Source organism: Streptomyces sp. NPDC050509 (genome assembly GCF_044457965.1).
Lineage (GTDB): Bacteria > Actinomycetota > Actinomycetes > Streptomycetales > Streptomycetaceae > Streptomyces.
On record NZ_JBITHL010000003.1, the window covers coordinates 519,255 to 534,317 of the forward strand.

Annotated in this window: 13 protein-coding genes; 11 read left to right on the forward strand and 2 right to left on the reverse strand. The window is 71.4% G+C overall.

The window, feature by feature from the left end; all coding sequences use genetic code 11:
• Positions 1-11: 11 nt before the first annotated feature.
• Positions 12-1,532, reverse strand: a complete 1,521-nt coding sequence (locus tag ACIBJC_RS11525; RefSeq protein WP_399290658.1) for an ATP-binding protein — start codon at positions 1,530-1,532, stop codon at positions 12-14.
• A gap of 294 nt (positions 1,533-1,826) precedes the next feature.
• Between ACIBJC_RS11525 and ACIBJC_RS11530 the strand changes: the two genes are divergently transcribed.
• From ACIBJC_RS11530 to ACIBJC_RS11565, 8 genes are all read left to right on the forward strand, one after another.
• Complete coding sequence (locus tag ACIBJC_RS11530) at positions 1,827-3,059, forward strand: amidohydrolase (RefSeq protein WP_399291202.1); 1,233 nt, start codon at positions 1,827-1,829, stop codon at positions 3,057-3,059.
• A 164-nt stretch (positions 3,060-3,223) separates the two neighbouring features.
• On the forward strand, positions 3,224-4,273 hold the full coding sequence (locus tag ACIBJC_RS11535) for a BMP family protein (protein WP_399290661.1): 1,050 nt from the start codon (positions 3,224-3,226) through the stop codon (positions 4,271-4,273).
• A gap of 323 nt (positions 4,274-4,596) precedes the next feature.
• On the forward strand, positions 4,597-6,228 hold the full coding sequence (locus ACIBJC_RS11540; RefSeq protein WP_399290664.1) for an ABC transporter ATP-binding protein: 1,632 nt from the start codon (positions 4,597-4,599) through the stop codon (positions 6,226-6,228).
• Positions 6,225-7,460 carry an ABC transporter permease gene (locus ACIBJC_RS11545; protein ID WP_399290667.1) on the forward strand — a complete coding sequence of 412 codons (1,236 nt, stop codon included), beginning with the start codon at positions 6,225-6,227 and terminating at the stop codon, positions 7,458-7,460. Before ACIBJC_RS11540 ends, ACIBJC_RS11545 begins: the two co-directional genes overlap by 4 nt.
• A complete protein-coding gene (locus ACIBJC_RS11550; RefSeq protein WP_399290669.1) occupies positions 7,457-8,728 on the forward strand; it encodes an ABC transporter permease in 1,272 nt (423 codons plus the stop codon). The genes ACIBJC_RS11545 and ACIBJC_RS11550 overlap by 4 nt, the downstream gene beginning before the upstream one ends.
• Positions 8,725-9,207: a cytidine deaminase gene (locus ACIBJC_RS11555; RefSeq protein WP_399290672.1), complete on the forward strand. Its 483-nt coding sequence runs from the start codon at positions 8,725-8,727 to the stop codon at positions 9,205-9,207. Before ACIBJC_RS11550 ends, ACIBJC_RS11555 begins: the two co-directional genes overlap by 4 nt.
• 90 nt (positions 9,208-9,297) lie before the next feature.
• Positions 9,298-10,575, forward strand: coding sequence for a thymidine phosphorylase (locus ACIBJC_RS11560; RefSeq protein ID WP_399290674.1), 1,278 nt, complete (start codon positions 9,298-9,300; stop codon positions 10,573-10,575).
• A gap of 94 nt (positions 10,576-10,669) precedes the next feature.
• Entirely contained in the window at positions 10,670-11,254 is a 585-nt protein-coding gene (locus ACIBJC_RS11565) for a Uma2 family endonuclease (protein ID WP_399290677.1), read from the forward strand.
• Here the strand turns inward: ACIBJC_RS11565 and ACIBJC_RS11570 are convergent.
• Complete coding sequence (locus tag ACIBJC_RS11570; RefSeq protein WP_399290679.1) at positions 11,247-11,933, reverse strand: HAD family hydrolase; 687 nt, start codon at positions 11,931-11,933, stop codon at positions 11,247-11,249. The genes ACIBJC_RS11565 and ACIBJC_RS11570 overlap by 8 nt on opposite strands.
• A gap of 99 nt (positions 11,934-12,032) precedes the next feature.
• Here ACIBJC_RS11570 and ACIBJC_RS11575 point away from each other — a divergent pair, with 99 nt between their 5' ends.
• From ACIBJC_RS11575 to ACIBJC_RS11585, 3 genes are all read left to right on the forward strand, one after another.
• Positions 12,033-12,371: an STAS domain-containing protein gene (locus ACIBJC_RS11575; protein ID WP_399290682.1), complete on the forward strand. Its 339-nt coding sequence runs from the start codon at positions 12,033-12,035 to the stop codon at positions 12,369-12,371.
• A 10-nt stretch (positions 12,372-12,381) separates the two neighbouring features.
• On the forward strand, positions 12,382-13,038 hold the full coding sequence (locus ACIBJC_RS11580) for a class I SAM-dependent methyltransferase (protein ID WP_399290685.1): 657 nt from the start codon (positions 12,382-12,384) through the stop codon (positions 13,036-13,038).
• A gap of 316 nt (positions 13,039-13,354) precedes the next feature.
• Positions 13,355-14,995: a carboxylesterase/lipase family protein gene (locus tag ACIBJC_RS11585; RefSeq protein WP_399290688.1), complete on the forward strand. Its 1,641-nt coding sequence runs from the start codon at positions 13,355-13,357 to the stop codon at positions 14,993-14,995.
• Positions 14,996-15,063 lie beyond the last annotated feature (68 nt).

Consider the following 15,063-nt stretch of genomic DNA (forward strand, 5'->3'; position numbering starts at 1 on the left):
AGGGGCGGGGCTCACGGCTCGCCCGTCGGTCCGTACAGCGTCGCCAGGTCCACCAGCGCCACATCGGCGCGCCGTTCGGCAATGCGTACCAGGTCCGGGTGGAAGCCGTTGAGCGAGAACAGGGCGAGTACCGTCCCGTCCGTTCGGTAGTCCTGGTCGGCCAGGAGGGTACGGATGTGTTCCAGGCGGGCCAGGTCGTGCGGGCCTCGCCGCTCGACCGTCGCCTTGGCCTCCCCGAGCAGCCGGATACGGGCCCCGGGCTGCTGGGGGCGGCTGTCCAGGTCGAGGGCGATGACGTCGATCTCGTGCGCGGTGCGCGCTGTGGGGCCGGGTACTACGGTCGTGCCGATCGCGCCCGGTTCCAGGTCGGGCAGGAGTTCGTGGGCGTAATGCCCCGTCCACCGGCGGGCCAGCTCTTCGAAGTGCGGTCCGAGGATCTTCGACCGGAAGGTGGTGGCGGAGGCACGCCATGCCTGCTCGGACTGGCCCCGGTCGATGAGATCGGCCCGGGGGACGGCGACGAGTTGATTGAACCGGATCACCGGGTCCACGACCTTGATGCTGGTGCTGCGGCCCCGCAGCATGTCCTGCTCCTTGACCAGGTATCCGGAACTCTCCAGCACGCCGAGCGGATGGGCCAGCGCCGTCCGTTCCCGGCCGATCAGACCGCCGATCTTCGCCGGTGAGGACGCTCCTCGGGCGACCGCCGTGAGTACGTCGTAGTAGAGGGTGCGGCGGGTGATGCGGGGATCTTCGCGCAGCAGGTACTCGGTCTCGGTCCGGGTGAAGACGCCGATGTCCGGGCTGAGGAGGTTGTCCACGACCCAGGTGTCGAACGACGCCTCCGAGTCGGGGGTGCCGGTCGCGACCAGTTGACGGTAGCCGGGCGCACCGCCGAGGACGGCGTGCAGCCGCAGGGCGACCGCCGGGTCCTCGACCGACCAGAGCCGCCGGGCGGCCCGGTAGCCGAAGGCGGCGAGCCGCATGTCCATGGCCGCCCGGCCGCGCAGTGGCTGGGAACCCGAGAGCAGTTCGTGCATGACGCTCATGGCCGAACCGCACAGGATGATCCGTCCGCCCGAGCCGCGCTGCCGGGTGGAGCCCGCTCCGGCGCGGGAGTCGTCGTAGAGCTTCTGGAGGATGCCGGGGATCTCGGGGGAGTGCTCCAGCAGATAGGGCAGTTCGTCGATGACGAGGAGCGGAACGGCCGCGCGGGCGGCGGTCCGGTCGAGCGCCGTGGTCAATATCCGCTCCCAGTCGCCGATCACGACCTCGGCGTCCGGCAGCCCGGCATAGGAGGCGACGGCCGCCGTGGCCCGGCGGAGCGCGGCGGCGCGGCCCTCTTCCCGTACCGCCGTCAGATACAGCCCGCCGGCCTGTTCGGTGAGCGCACGCAGCAGAAACGACTTGCCGTGCCGCCTGCGTCCCGAGAGCAGCCCCAGCCGCAGGTACGGGTCCTCGGCGGCCAGGAACTGGTTCAGGACCCGCCACTCACGGTCGCGGTCGAGCACCCACGAAGGCTTCTCCAGCATCGTTCGGCCGCTCCCGGGTGTCGTGTAACTGGATGTATACGGATCAGTATAGGTCCAGTTATACGAGTCTCTGTCGCGTCGAGTTCGGCGCCCGTTCCGGGCGTGCCGGACGATCTCTGAACCGGACAGGCTCTGAGTGCGACGACCGCCGAGGCGGAAGGCGCGGGTATACCCGTTCTGTCTTTCTGGCATGCACACCGCCGCCAGGTTTCTTCGTCTGAGTGGCTGAAATTTTATTGATCAGGGGTTGGTTGATCGATAAAGGGGCCTACTCTTCGACAGGTGAGCCAGTTGATGTCCTGCGAGTCCGAGACCGATCTGCCCGGGGAAGCGACCCACCCGGCCCTCCCCGGCACCCTGCCCGACGCCCTGCGCGCCGAGCTGATCGCCTTCCGCCGGGACATGCACATGCACCCCGAGCTGGGGAACCAGGAGTTCCGGACGACCGCCGCGCTCAAGCGCCGGCTGGAGCGGGCGGGGCTCGCACCGCGCGTACTGCACACCGGAACCGGGCTCGTCTGCGACATCGGCACCCCGGACCCCGCGCGCCCCATGCTCGCCCTGCGCGCCGATATCGACGGCCTGCCCATCCCGGACACCAAGACCGGCGTCCCGTACCGCTCCACCGTGCCCGACCGCGCGCACGCCTGCGGGCACGACGTGCACACCGCCGCCGTCCTGGGCGCCGGGCTCGTCCTCGCCGACCTGGACCGCCAGGGGCTGCTGCCGTCCCCCGTACGGCTGATCTTCCAGCCCGCCGAGGAGGTCCTGCCCGGCGGCGCCGCCGACGCCATCGAGTCCGGGGTCCTGGACGGCGTCGGATCGATCATCGCCGTGCACTGCGACCCCAAGGTCGACGCCGGAACGATCGGACTGCGGCCAGGACCGATCACCTCCGCCTGTGACCGGCTGGAGATCGCCCTCGACGGGCCCGGCGGTCACACCGCCCGCCCGCATCTCACCACCGACCTGGTCACCGCCGCCGCCAAGGTCGCCACCGAGGTCCCCGCGCTGCTCGCGCGCCGCGTCGACGCCCGCTCCGGGCTCGCCGTCACCTGGGGTCGTATCGAGGCCGGCCACGCCTGCAACGTCATCCCGCAGCACGCCGAACTCTCCGGCACCGTCCGCTGCCTGGACCTGCCCGCCTGGCGCGACGCGCCGGACCTGGTGCACGCCGCGATCGACGAGATCGCCACGCTCCACCGCGCGAAGTCACAGATCACGTACGTACGGGGGGTGCCGCCGGTCGTCAACGACCCCGTCGTCACCGAACTGCTCCGCACCGCGCAGACCGCGCGCCGCGGTTCGTATGCAATCGAGGACACCGAGCAGAGCCTCGGCGGCGAGGACTTCTCCTGGTATCTCGAACAGGTGCCGGGAGCCATGGCGCGCCTCGGCGTACGGGTCCCCGGCAGCCAGGCGCGGTACGACCTGCATCGTGGCGATTTCGACGTCGACGAGCACGCCATCCAGGTCGGCGTGGAGCTTTTCACCGCCGCCGCGTTGATCGACGGCGACCGTCCGTAACCGGCCGGGGAGCATCGGCGCGCCTCGTGCTCCCCTGCTGTTCGCTTCCCGTTCGCGACGATCCGATAACGGCTTCCGTACGGGTCTTTATCTGACATCTACGCGCGTTACGATCGCCGCGAAACCAGCGCCGGAAGAGGCGCTTAGGCCAGAAGGAGCCTCCCTTGCGCCGGATCACCAGGATAGCCACCGTGGGCGTCGCGTCAGCGGCACTCGCGCTCTCCGCCACCGCCTGTGGCGGCAAGTCGTCGTCGGACGCAGGAACCAGCTCCGACGGGGCCAAGGCCGCCATCGCCTACGACATCGGTGGCAAGGGTGACCAGTCCTTCAACGACGCGGCCTACGCCGGTCTGGCCAAGGCCGAGAAGGACCTCGACATCAAGGGCACCGACTCGGAGCCGACGGACGGGGAGGGCGACGCCGACAAGGTGCAGCGCCTGACCGACCTGGCCCGCGCCGGCAACAACCCGGTGATCGGCGTCGGTTTCGCCTACGCGCCCGCGATCAAGAAGGTCGCGCCGAAGTTCCCGAAGGTCTCCTTCGGGATCATCGACGACTCCTCGGTGACCGACAAGAACATCGCCAACATGGTGTTCAACGAGGAGCAGGGCTCCTACCTCGCGGGCGTCGCCGCGGCCAAGACCACCAAGACGAAGACGGTCGGCTTCATCGGCGGTGTCGAGACCCCGCTGATCAAGAAGTTCCAGGCCGGTTTCGAGCAGGGCGTCGAGGCCACCGACCCCTCGGTGAAGGTCCTGTCGCAGTACCTGACGCAGCCCCCGAACTTCGACGGCTTCTCCAAGCCCGACCTCGGCAAGGCCGCCGCGCAGGGCCAGCTCGACAAGAAGGCCGACGTGGTCTACCACGCCGCCGGTCTGGCCGGCTTCGGCGCCATCGAGGCGACCGCGACGGCCGGCAAGTGGGCCATCGGCGTCGACTCCGACCAGTACGCCCAGAAGGGCCTGGCGAAGTACAAGGACAAGATCCTCACCTCGGTCACCAAGGACGTCTCCGACGCCGTCTACAACCTGATCAAGTCGGTCAAGGACGGCAAGCCCGAGTCCGGTGAGATCCGGTACGGCCTGGACAAGGAAGGCGTCGGCCTGGCCGACTCCAACCCCGCGTACACCAAGATGACCGATGTCGTCACCGCCGTCGAGAAGGCGAAGAAGGACATCATCGACGGCAGGATCACCGTCAAGACCACCCCGTAACATCGCACGCGCGGACCGCACTCCGGTCCGCGCGCCGTGCACCCCGGTCTCCCGGGCCCGGACGACGGCACCGCCGCCGCTCCGGGCCCCGGGAGATTCCTCTCATCCCGCTCCATCCCTCATGTTCTGGCAGCGCTACGCGTGTTGACGGCCCTCCGGCGCGATAGCTTCACCCCCGCCCTGCCCCCACAGCCTCACCCCAGCTCCTTCCCCGCCGAGGAGAGTGCGTCATCAACGCGTCCAGCAGTCCGCCCAGCAGTCCGCCGAGCCCGCCCGCGACCCCGGAGACCGCCGAGCGCCCCGCGCCCGCCGCGCCGCCCGCCGTGCGGCTCCAGGGGATCACCAAGCGCTTCCCCGGTGTCGTCGCCAACCACGACATCGACATCACCATCCGCAAGGGCACCGTCCACGCCCTCGTGGGCGAGAACGGGGCCGGCAAGTCGACCCTGATGAAGATCCTCTACGGCATGCAGAAGCCGGACGAGGGCACCATCACCGTCGACGGCGAGCAGGCCGTCTTCAGCAGCCCCGCCGACGCCATCGCGCGCGGCATCGGCATGGTGCACCAGCACTTCATGCTCGCCGACAACCTCACCGTCCTGGAGAACGTCGTTCTCGGCGGCGAGAAGCTGCACGGCATCGGCACCAAGGCGCGCAGGAAGATCAGGGAGATCTCCGAGGCGTACGGTCTCGGCGTGCGCCCCGACGCGCTCGTCGAGGACCTCGGCGTCGCCGACCGCCAGCGCGTGGAGATCCTCAAGGTCCTCTACCGCGGCGCCCGCATCCTGATCCTCGACGAGCCCACCGCCGTCCTCGTCCCGCAGGAGGTCGACGCGCTCTTCGACAACCTGCGGGAGCTGAAGGCCGAGGGCCTCACCGTCATCTTCATCTCGCACAAGCTGGGCGAGGTGCTGTCCGTCGCCGACGACATCACCGTCATACGCCGCGGTACGACCGTGGGCACCGCCGACCCGGCGCACACCACGACCAAGCAGCTCGCCGAGCTGATGGTCGGCAGCGAGCTGCCCTCGCCGGAGACCCGGGAGTCCACCGTCACGGACGTCCCCGTGCTCACCGTCGACGCGCTGCGGCTCACCGCCACCGACCCCGACGGCGTCGTCCGCGAGGTCCTGGACGGGATCGGCTTCACCATCCACCGCGGCGAGGTCCTCGGCATCGCCGGTGTCGAGGGCAACGGCCAGACGGAGCTGATCGAGGCGCTGATGGGGATGCGCGACCCCGACGGCGGCACGATCACCCTCGGCACCGAGGACATCTCGCACGCGCCCACCCGCAAGCGGCGCGAGGACGGTATCGGCTACATCCCCGAGGACCGGCACCGCCACGGCCTGCTGCTGGAGTCCCCGCTCTGGGAGAACCGCATCCTCGGCCATGTCACCGAGCGGCCCAACAGCCGCGGCGGCCTCCTCGACCTCAAGGCCGCCCGCGCCGACACCGAGCGGATCGTGCGCGAGTACGACGTCCGCACCCCCGGCATCGAGGTCACCGCGGCCTCCCTGTCCGGCGGCAACCAGCAGAAGCTGATCGTCGGCCGAGAGATGAGCCACCACCCCAAGCTGCTGATCGCCGCGCACCCCACCCGCGGCGTGGACGTCGGCGCGCAGGCGCAGATCTGGGACCAGATCCGCGAGGCGCGCCGCGAGGGCCTGGCCGTGCTCCTGGTCTCCGCCGACCTCGACGAGCTGATCGGGCTCTCCGACACCCTGCGGGTGATGTACCGCGGCCGGCTCGTCGCCGACGCGGACCCCGCCACCATCACCCCGGAGGAGCTGGGCTCGGCCATGACCGGTGCCGCCACCGGCCACCTTGAGGCACCGGAGGCCATAGAGGCCCCCGAGGACCCCGGGGCCACAGAGGCATCAGCGGCCCCCGAGGCACCGGCTACATCAGCGACATCAGGGGAGAGCACGGCCCCGGAGGACGACGCCCGATGAAGAAATTCGACAAGGACCGGCTGATCCTGGGCTTCGCGGGACCGGTGCTCGCACTCGTCGTCGCCGTCGCCCTCACCACGATGGTGCTGCTCGTCTCGGGCACCAGCCCGTGGGAGCCGTACCGCATCATGTTCGAGTCGGCCTCGTACGTCGACGTACAGGTGCTGATCGTCAACCAGGCCGGTACGTACTACCTGGCCGCCCTCGCCGTGGCCATCGGCTTCCGGATGAACCTGTTCAACATCGGCGTCGACGGCCAGTACCGGCTCGCCGCGATGACCGCCGCGCTCGTCGGCGCCAGCGTCGATCTGCCGGGGCCGCTCCAGATCGCCCTGATCGTGATCGTCGCGATGCTCGTCGGCGCCCTCTGGTCCGGGATCGCGGGCATCCTCAAGACGACCCGCGGGGTGAGCGAGGTCGTCTCCACGATCATGCTCAACTCGATCGCCACCAGCCTGGTCGCCTGGCTGATCCTGCCGAAGAACTTCGGCGTACAGCCCGCCGGTTCCAACAACCTCACCACCGGCGACATCCCGGAGTCCGGCTGGTTCCCCGGCCTGAACATGGGCGCCGAGGCCGGTGAGATCTACGGCTTCACCTTCGTCGCCGCGGCCTGCGGCATCGTCTACTGGTTCGTCCTCGGCCGGACCCGCTTCGGCTTCGACCTGCGCGCCACCGGCGCCAGCGAGAGCGCGGCCCAGGCCTCCGGCGTCGACGCCAAGAAGATGATCCTCACCGCGATGCTGGTCTCCGGCGGCATCGCCGGACTCGCCGGGATGCCGACCCTGCTGGGCGACACCCACACGTACAGTCTCGACTTCCCCACCGGCGTCGGCTTCACCGGCATCACCATCGCGCTGCTGGGCCGGAACAACCCGCTGGGCATCGCGTTCAGCGCGCTGCTGATCGCCTTCCTCGACAAGTCGTCGGCCTCCCTCGACCAGTTCGGGTACGAGAAGGAGATCGCCACGATCATGCAGGGCCTGATCGTGATCTCGGTCGTGGTCAGCTATGAACTCGTCCGCCGCTACGGGCTCCGCCGCCAGCAGCAGAAGGTCGGCGAGGAACTCGCCGCGGGCGGCGCCCTCGCCACCACCGCCGGGACCCCGCCGGACCACGGCCCGTCGGACACTCCGTCGGGCAGCGACACCCCGGTCGCAGAACGGTCGGGCAACGAGTCGGGCAACGAGTCGGGCACCGACAAGACCGAGAAGGAGGGGTCCGCGCTGTGACCACGACCACGAGCACCGTCTCCGCCACGAGCGCCGCCCCCAGGAAGGGCGGCGGCCGGCCCACCCTCTCCCTGCCCGTCATCCTGCTGATCGTCGCCGGCGCGCTCGCCCTCGTCTCGCTCGTACGGCTCATCAGCGGCGCGGACGACATCACCTCCGTCGGCCAGGTCGCCGGCGCGCTCGAACTCGCCATCCCCATCGGCCTCGCCGGACTCGGCGGCCTGTGGGCCGAGCGCGCGGGCGTCGTCAACATCGGCCTCGAAGGGATGATGGTCCTCGGCACCTGGTTCGGCGCCTGGGCCGGCTACCAGTGGGGCCCCTGGACCGGTGTCCTCTTCGGCATCATCGGCGGCGCCCTCGGCGGACTGCTGCACGCCGTCGTCACCGTCTCCTTCGGCGTGAACCACATCGTCTCCGGCGTCGCCATCAACATCCTCGCCGTCGGCGCCACCCGCTACCTCTCCAAGTTCACCTTCGACGCGGCCGAGGGCGGCTCCTCCAAGCAGTCCCCCCGCGTCGACTCGATCACCGAGATCACCGTTCCGGGGCTCGCCGACTGGATGCAGGACCTCCAGGCCAGACACTGGTTCCTCGTCTCCGACCTCGCGGGACTCGTGGGCGGCCTGGTCACCGGCCTCTCGCTGCTCACCGTCGTCGCCCTGCTGCTGATCCCCGGCACCTGGTGGCTGCTGTGGCGCACGGCGTTCGGCCTGCGGCTGCGCTCCTGCGGCGAGAACCCCGTCGCCGCCGAATCCCTCGGCGTCAACGTCTACAAGTACAAGTACATCGCCGTCGTCGTCTCCGGCGGCCTCGCCGGGCTCGGCGGCGCCTTCCTCGCCATCGTCTCCACCGGCATCTACCAGGAGGGCCAGACCGGCGGGCGCGGCTACATCGGCCTCGCCGCGATGATCTTCGGCAACTGGATGCCGGGCGGCATGGCGCTCGGCGCCGGGCTCTTCGGCTTCACCGACAGCCTCAAGCTGCGCGGCGGCGCCGAGAACGTCCACGCGATGCTGCTGCTCCTCGCGATCCTGCTGGTGCTGGTCGTCGGCTGGCAGCTCTACAAGAAGAAGTACGTGCCCGCCGTGATCTCGGCGGCCGTCTCGGCGCTGCTCTTCGTCTGGTACGGCCTCACCGACCAGGTGCCCAGCCAGTTCGTGGACGCCGCGCCGTACGTCACCACGCTGCTGGTCCTCGCGCTCTCCGCGCAACGGCTCAGGATGCCCAAGGCGGACGGACTCCCGTACCGGAAGGGCCAAGGGAAATGACGGCGGCGGACGTGACGCCCGGGGCAGGGGTGGACTGGGAGGCGCTGCGGGCGGCGGCGCGGGACGCGATGTCCCACGCGTACGCCCCGTACTCCGGCTACCCGGTCGGCGTCGCGGCGCTCGCGGTGACCGACGACGGCGGTACGGTCCGTACGCTCACCGGCTGCAACGTCGAGAACGCCTCGTACGGCCTCGGGCTCTGCGCCGAGTGCGGACTGATCTCCGCGCTCCAGCTCAGCGGTGGCGGCCGGCTCACCCACTTCACCTGCGTCGACGGCGCGGGCGAGGTGCTGGTGCCGTGCGGGCGCTGCCGCCAGCTCCTGTACGAGTTCGGCGGCCCCGAGCTGATCATGGAGACCCCGGACGGGATCCGCACGCTCGCCGACATGCTCCCGCAGGCCTTCGGCCCCGGCCACCTCAGGAACGCCCGGCCCCGCGACACCCCGCCCGGCCCGCAGGGGAACGGCCGCTCCCACTGAACCAGGCCCCGGCCCCGCCGCGATCCGGCGGCGCCGGGGCCGTCGTACGTACGTAGTCGAACGTAGTCGAATGCAAGGATTAGGACCGCCATGGACGTCATCTCCGTCATCCGCACCAAGCGCGACCGGGGCGAACTGAGCCCGGAGCAGATCGACTGGGTGATCGACGCCTACACGCGCGGTGAGGTCGCCGACGAGCAGATGTCGGCGCTGGCGATGGCCATCCTGCTCAACGGCATGAACCGTACGGAGATCGCCCGCTGGACCGCCGCCATGATCGCCTCAGGCGAGCGCATGGACTTCTCCGCCCTGTCACGCCCCACGGCCGACAAGCACTCCACGGGCGGCGTCGGCGACAAGATCACGCTCCCGCTGGCCCCGCTGGTCGCCGCCTGCGGCGCCGCCGTACCGCAGCTCAGCGGGCGCGGTCTCGGCCACACCGGCGGCACGCTCGACAAGCTGGAGTCCATCCCCGGCTGGCGGGCGCTGCTCTCCAACGCCGAGATGCTGGACGTCCTCGACACCACAGGCGCGGTCATCTGCGCGGCGGGCGACGGACTGGCCCCCGCCGACAAGAAGCTGTACGCGCTGCGCGATGTCACCGGCACCGTCGAGGCCATCCCGCTGATCGCCTCCTCGATCATGTCGAAGAAGATCGCCGAGGGCACCGGCTCGCTGGTCCTGGACGTCAAGGTCGGCTCCGGCGCCTTCATGAAGACCATCGAGGACGCCCGCGAACTCGCCTCCACCATGGTCGGCCTGGGCACCGACCACGGCGTACGGACGGTCGCGCTGCTCACCGACATGGCCACCCCGCTCGGCCTCACCGCGGGCAACGCCCTGGAGGTCCGCGAGTCCGTCGAGGTCCTGGCGGGCGGCGGCCCGGCCGACGTCGTGGAACTGACCCTGGCCCTGGCCCGCGAGATGCTCGACGCGGCGGGCCTGAAGGACGCCGACCCGGCGAAGGCCCTCGCCGACGGCTCCGCGATGGACGTCTGGCGGCGCATGATCGCGGCCCAGGGCGGCGACCCGGACGCGGCCCTCCCGGTCGCCCGCGAACAGCAGGTCGTCACGGCCCCGTCCTCGGGCGTCCTGACCCGCCTGGACGCGTACGGCGTCGGCGTCGCCGCCTGGCGCCTGGGCGCGGGCCGCGCCCGCAAGGAGGACCCGGTCCAGGCGGGCGCGGGCATCGAACTCCACGCCAAGCCGGGCGACCGGATCACGGCGGGCCAGCCCCTGCTGACCCTGCACACGGACACCCCGGAGAAGTTCGGCTACGCGGCCGAGGCCCTGGCGGGCACGTACGACATCAGCCCGGCGGGCACGGCGTACGAGACCACGCCGGTGGTGCGGGAACGTATCGCCTGACCTGCGGTTTCCTCATTCGGGTGAACGGGACCGGTGGACGGCCACCGGTCCCGTTCGGCATGCTGGAATCGGTGACACAACGAAGGAGACCGCCATGAGCGCACTCACCGTCGACCACGAGCCCGAGCCGGGCTGGGACGACCTCGTCCGTCTCTGGAAGGAGAAGGACGCACCCGAGGGCTGCAAGGTGGAGATCATCGAGGGGATCATCACCGTGTCACCGACGCCGTCCTGGGATCACAATTCGACTGCCTTTCTGCTGCTGCTTCGACTCGCGGCGGTGATCCCGAGCGACTGGAGAATCTTCCAGACCCAGGAAGCGGCGGTACCGGGTCGCAAGGGCCTCTACATCCCCGACCTGATGGTGGCGGCGGAGGAGGACCGGCCCGCGCCCGGGGACCTGTTCCCCGTGAGCCGGGCGAAGCTCGTCGTAGAGATCACCTCACGCAGCAACGCCAACCACGACCGCATCGCCAAGACGCGCGGCTACGCCCAGGCCGGAGTTCCGCTCTACCTGCTCCTCGACCCTTGGGTGTCGGACAGCCCGACCGCGACGCTCTACGGCGAGCCCGAGGGCGGCACGTACCGCACGCTTCAGGCGGTCGAGTACGGGGGCAAGCTCACCCTCCCCGCCCCCTTCGACCTGGCCATCGACACCTCCGAGCTGCCTGTCAGCTAACTGGCCGTCCCGCCAGCAGCCCCGGCAGCTCCCGCATGTCCTCGAAGACGACCGTCCCCGGCCCCGCCAGCTTGTGCGGGGCCGTCAGGCCGCCCGCGTAGCCGAACGCGCGCATGCCCGCCGCGCGGGCCGCCGTCACGCCGTACGCGCTGTCCTCCACGACCGCGCAGCGCTCCGCGGCCACGCCCATCGTGCGGGCCGCGTGGAGGAAGAGGTCCGGGGCGGGCTTGCCCCGGGCGACGTCGGAGGCGCTGAAGATACGGCCCTCGAAGTGGTGGTGGAGGCCCGTGGTCGTCAGGTTGCGGCGGATGGTGGCGTGGCCGCCGTTCGAGGCGAGGCAGAAGGGGAGGCCGAGGGCTTCCAGCGTCTCGGCGACCCCGTCGATCGCGGTCAGCTCGGTGTCGAACGCCTCCTGGTAGAGGTGTTCGTACGCGCGGTGCCAGCCCGGCTCCAGCGGGCGGCCGAGGCGCTGTTCGACGGCCGCGTCGTAGATCTCCCCCGAGGAGCCGACGAAGGTCTCGATGATCTCCTCCTCGGTGAAGTGGCAGCCCAGCGCGGCGAAGACCTGCGCGTCCACGCGGACGCATATCCGCTCGCTGTCCACCAGGACACCGTCGCAGTCGAAGATCACCAGCTCGACAGGGGCCTGTTCGGCGTGTTCGACAGGGGCATGGGTCATGACGGGCAGCGTACGGGCTGTGCACGGGGCGTTGCGATGAGTTCCGGGCGTGGGATCGGTCTCCTTCACGTGGACGCATGTGATCCGATCGTTCTTGTCGTGGCGGGCCACGTCACCCCCGGCGACGTGCCCCGGCTCCGTGCCGAGCTGGGCGCGCGGCTGTGCGGGGCCGAGGGGGCCGGGGTCGTCGTCTGTGACGTCGGCGGGCTCCGGCGGCCGAATCTGGCCGCCGTCCATGTGCTGGCCGCGCTCCAGCTCGACGCCCGCAGACGGGGCCGGCCGCTGCGGCTGCGTGGTGTGGGGCGCGAACTGCGGCTGCTGCTCGACCTGGTGGGGCTGGCCGGGCGGGACGGGGCACCGCTCGTGTTCGGCGACATCGGCGACATCGGCGACGTCGGCGAGGAAGGGGACGGACGGGGCCGGGAGACGCGGGAGTAGGGTGCCCGAGATGGCCGAGCCGACCTATCTGCGCGAGACGCGGACCTCGTACGACACCGTCGCCGTGGACTACGCGGCGCTGGTGCGCCCCGCGTTCGGGAGGGATGTGCTGGGGCGCGCGATGCTGGGCGCGTTCGCTGAGCGGGTACGGGCCGCCGGTGACCGCCCGGTCGCCGATGTGGGGTGCGGTCCTGGGCATGTGACGGCGTATCTGCACGGGCTCGGGCTGACGGCGTTCGGCGTGGAGCTGTCGCCGGGGATGGTCGACGTGGCCCGGCGGGACCACCCTGAACTGCGGTTCGACATCGGCACGATGACGGCCCTGGACCAGGCGGACGGCGAACTCGGCGGTGTGGTCGCGTGGTACTCGGTCATCCACACCCCGAGGGATGTACTGCCCACGGTGTTCGGCGAGTTCAGCCGGGTCCTGGCGCCCGGCGGACTTCTTCCGCTCGGTTTCCATGTCGGGGACGAGCGGCGGCGCAAGAAGCAGGGGTACGGCGGCCACCCCATGTCCCTCGACGTCCATCTGCTGCCGGTCGAACGGGTCGCCGCTCTGGCGGAGCGCGCCGGGCTCGTCGTGGACGCCACGCTGGTGAGGGATCTGGACGGCGCGGGGCCTCCGCAGGGCTGCCTCCTGGTCCGTAAGCCGGCTCTGGCGGTGTGACCGTACGAGTTGCGCGTACGGGTGCGCTCGGGTGCGAACGCGCGGCGTACCGCCGTGGCCGGGGCGGCTTCCAGCAGTCCGGTCTCGGCCGCGAACACGACCCCGAGGTCCTGGACGCCTGCACGGAGACCAGGACCGTCCTGGTCCGTCTCCGACCGGCGTCGCGGCAGGCGGTACGGGTGGTACGCGTGGGGCCGCCGGAACCCGGCCGCCGGAACCCGGCCGCCGGGCCCGGACGTTGCCGTGGTGCGTCGTGTACGAGGCGTACGACGTACCCCGCCGGCCGGTTCGGCCGGCCCGGCCGAGAGGACCTCCCATGACCGCTGCCGACCCCGACACCGGCTCCGACCCCGACCCCGGCTCCGAGCGAACGGCGACCGGGGCTGATCCGGGGACGGAACTGAGCATCGCGGCCGGAAGACTGCGGGGCCGCAGGGAGGACGGCGTGGCCGTCTTCCGCGGCATCCCCTACGCGCAACCCCCGGTGGGCGACCTGCGGTTCGCCGCGCCGAGTCCCGCCGTCGGCTGGGAAGGGGTGCGGGACGCCGGGGCGTACGGGCCTCCGTGTCCGCAGACCGCCCTGCCGGACCAGATGCGGGTGTCCCGGGAGCGGGCCGAGGAGGGGGACGGGGCCGGGGACGCGGCGGCGGACGAGTGGCTGACGGTCAACGTCTGGTCGCCCGCGCAGGCAGGTACGGACCCCGGCGCCCGGCTGCCGGTCATGGTGTGGATCCACGGCGGCGCGTACATGGCGGGGACCGCGGGCGACCCCGGTTACGACGGCGGACGGCTCGCGCGCGAGGGCGGCGTCGTGGTGGTCTCCCTCAACTACCGCCTCGGGATGGAGGGTTTCGCCTGGATCGAGGGGGCGCCCGCCAACCGCGGCCTGCTCGACCAGGTCGCCGCCCTGGAGTGGGTACGGGACAACATCGCCGCGTTCGGCGGCGACCCCGGCCGCGTCACCCTCTTCGGGGAGTCGGCGGGCGCGGGATCGGTCGCCGCGCTGCTGGTCATGGAGCGCGCCGCCGGGCTCTTCACGAGGGCCATCGCCCAGAGCGTGCCAGGACCGTACTTCTCGCCGGAGCTGGCCGCGGACATCTCCACCGCGATCGCCGCCGAACTGGGCCCCGGGATCCGGCCGACGGCCGCGGAGCTGGCGGAGTTCGCGCCCGACCGGCTCGTCGCCGCGGGCACCGTGGTGGCCGGCAAGATGCTCGGGTCGGAGGACCGCTGGGGCGGGGTCGCCCGTACCGCGGCGCCGTACTCACCGGTCGTCGACGGGGAGGTGCTGCCGCGCGCGCCCTGGGAGGCGCTGGCGGACGGTGTCGCCCGGGACGTCGAGCTGATCGTCGGGCACAACCGTAACGAGTACCGGCTGTTCGCCGCTCTGAGCGGGCAGCTCGGCCGGATCGGCGAGGAGCAGGCGCGCGCCGCCTTCCGCGCCTTCGGCCCGGTGGCCGGCAGCGAGGCGGCCTACCGTACCGCCCACCCGGACGCCGACGCCGAGCCGCTGCACGAACTCGTCTTCTCCGACTGGCTGTTCCGGATGCCGAGCCTGCATCTCGCGCAGGCGCAGGTGACCGGTGGCGGCAGGGCCCGGGTCTACGAACTGACCTGGCAGGCACCCGGGATGGGCGGCGCCCTCGGGGCCTGCCACGCCCTCGACCTGCCGCTGACCTTCGGCAACTTCACGAGCGGGCTCGCGCCCCTGCTGATCGGGGCCGAGCCGTCGGCGGAGGCGGAGGCCCTGTCGGCCCGCTTCCGCGCCGCGTGGACGGCCTTCGCGTCCGACCGCCTCACCGACGCGCAGTGGCCTCCGTACGACCCGGAGGAGCGGCACGCCCTCGTCCTCGACGGCGGGGAGAACGCGGTCACCGCCTACCCCGAGGAGGACTCCCGCCTGCTCTGGGAGACCCACCGGTTCACGGCGCTGCCCCTGCCGGGGGAGAGGGCCTGACCGGCGCCGCGGAGCCCGGCGGGACCGCCGAGCCCGGCGGGACCGAGGACCAGGGGCCGGGACGTCAT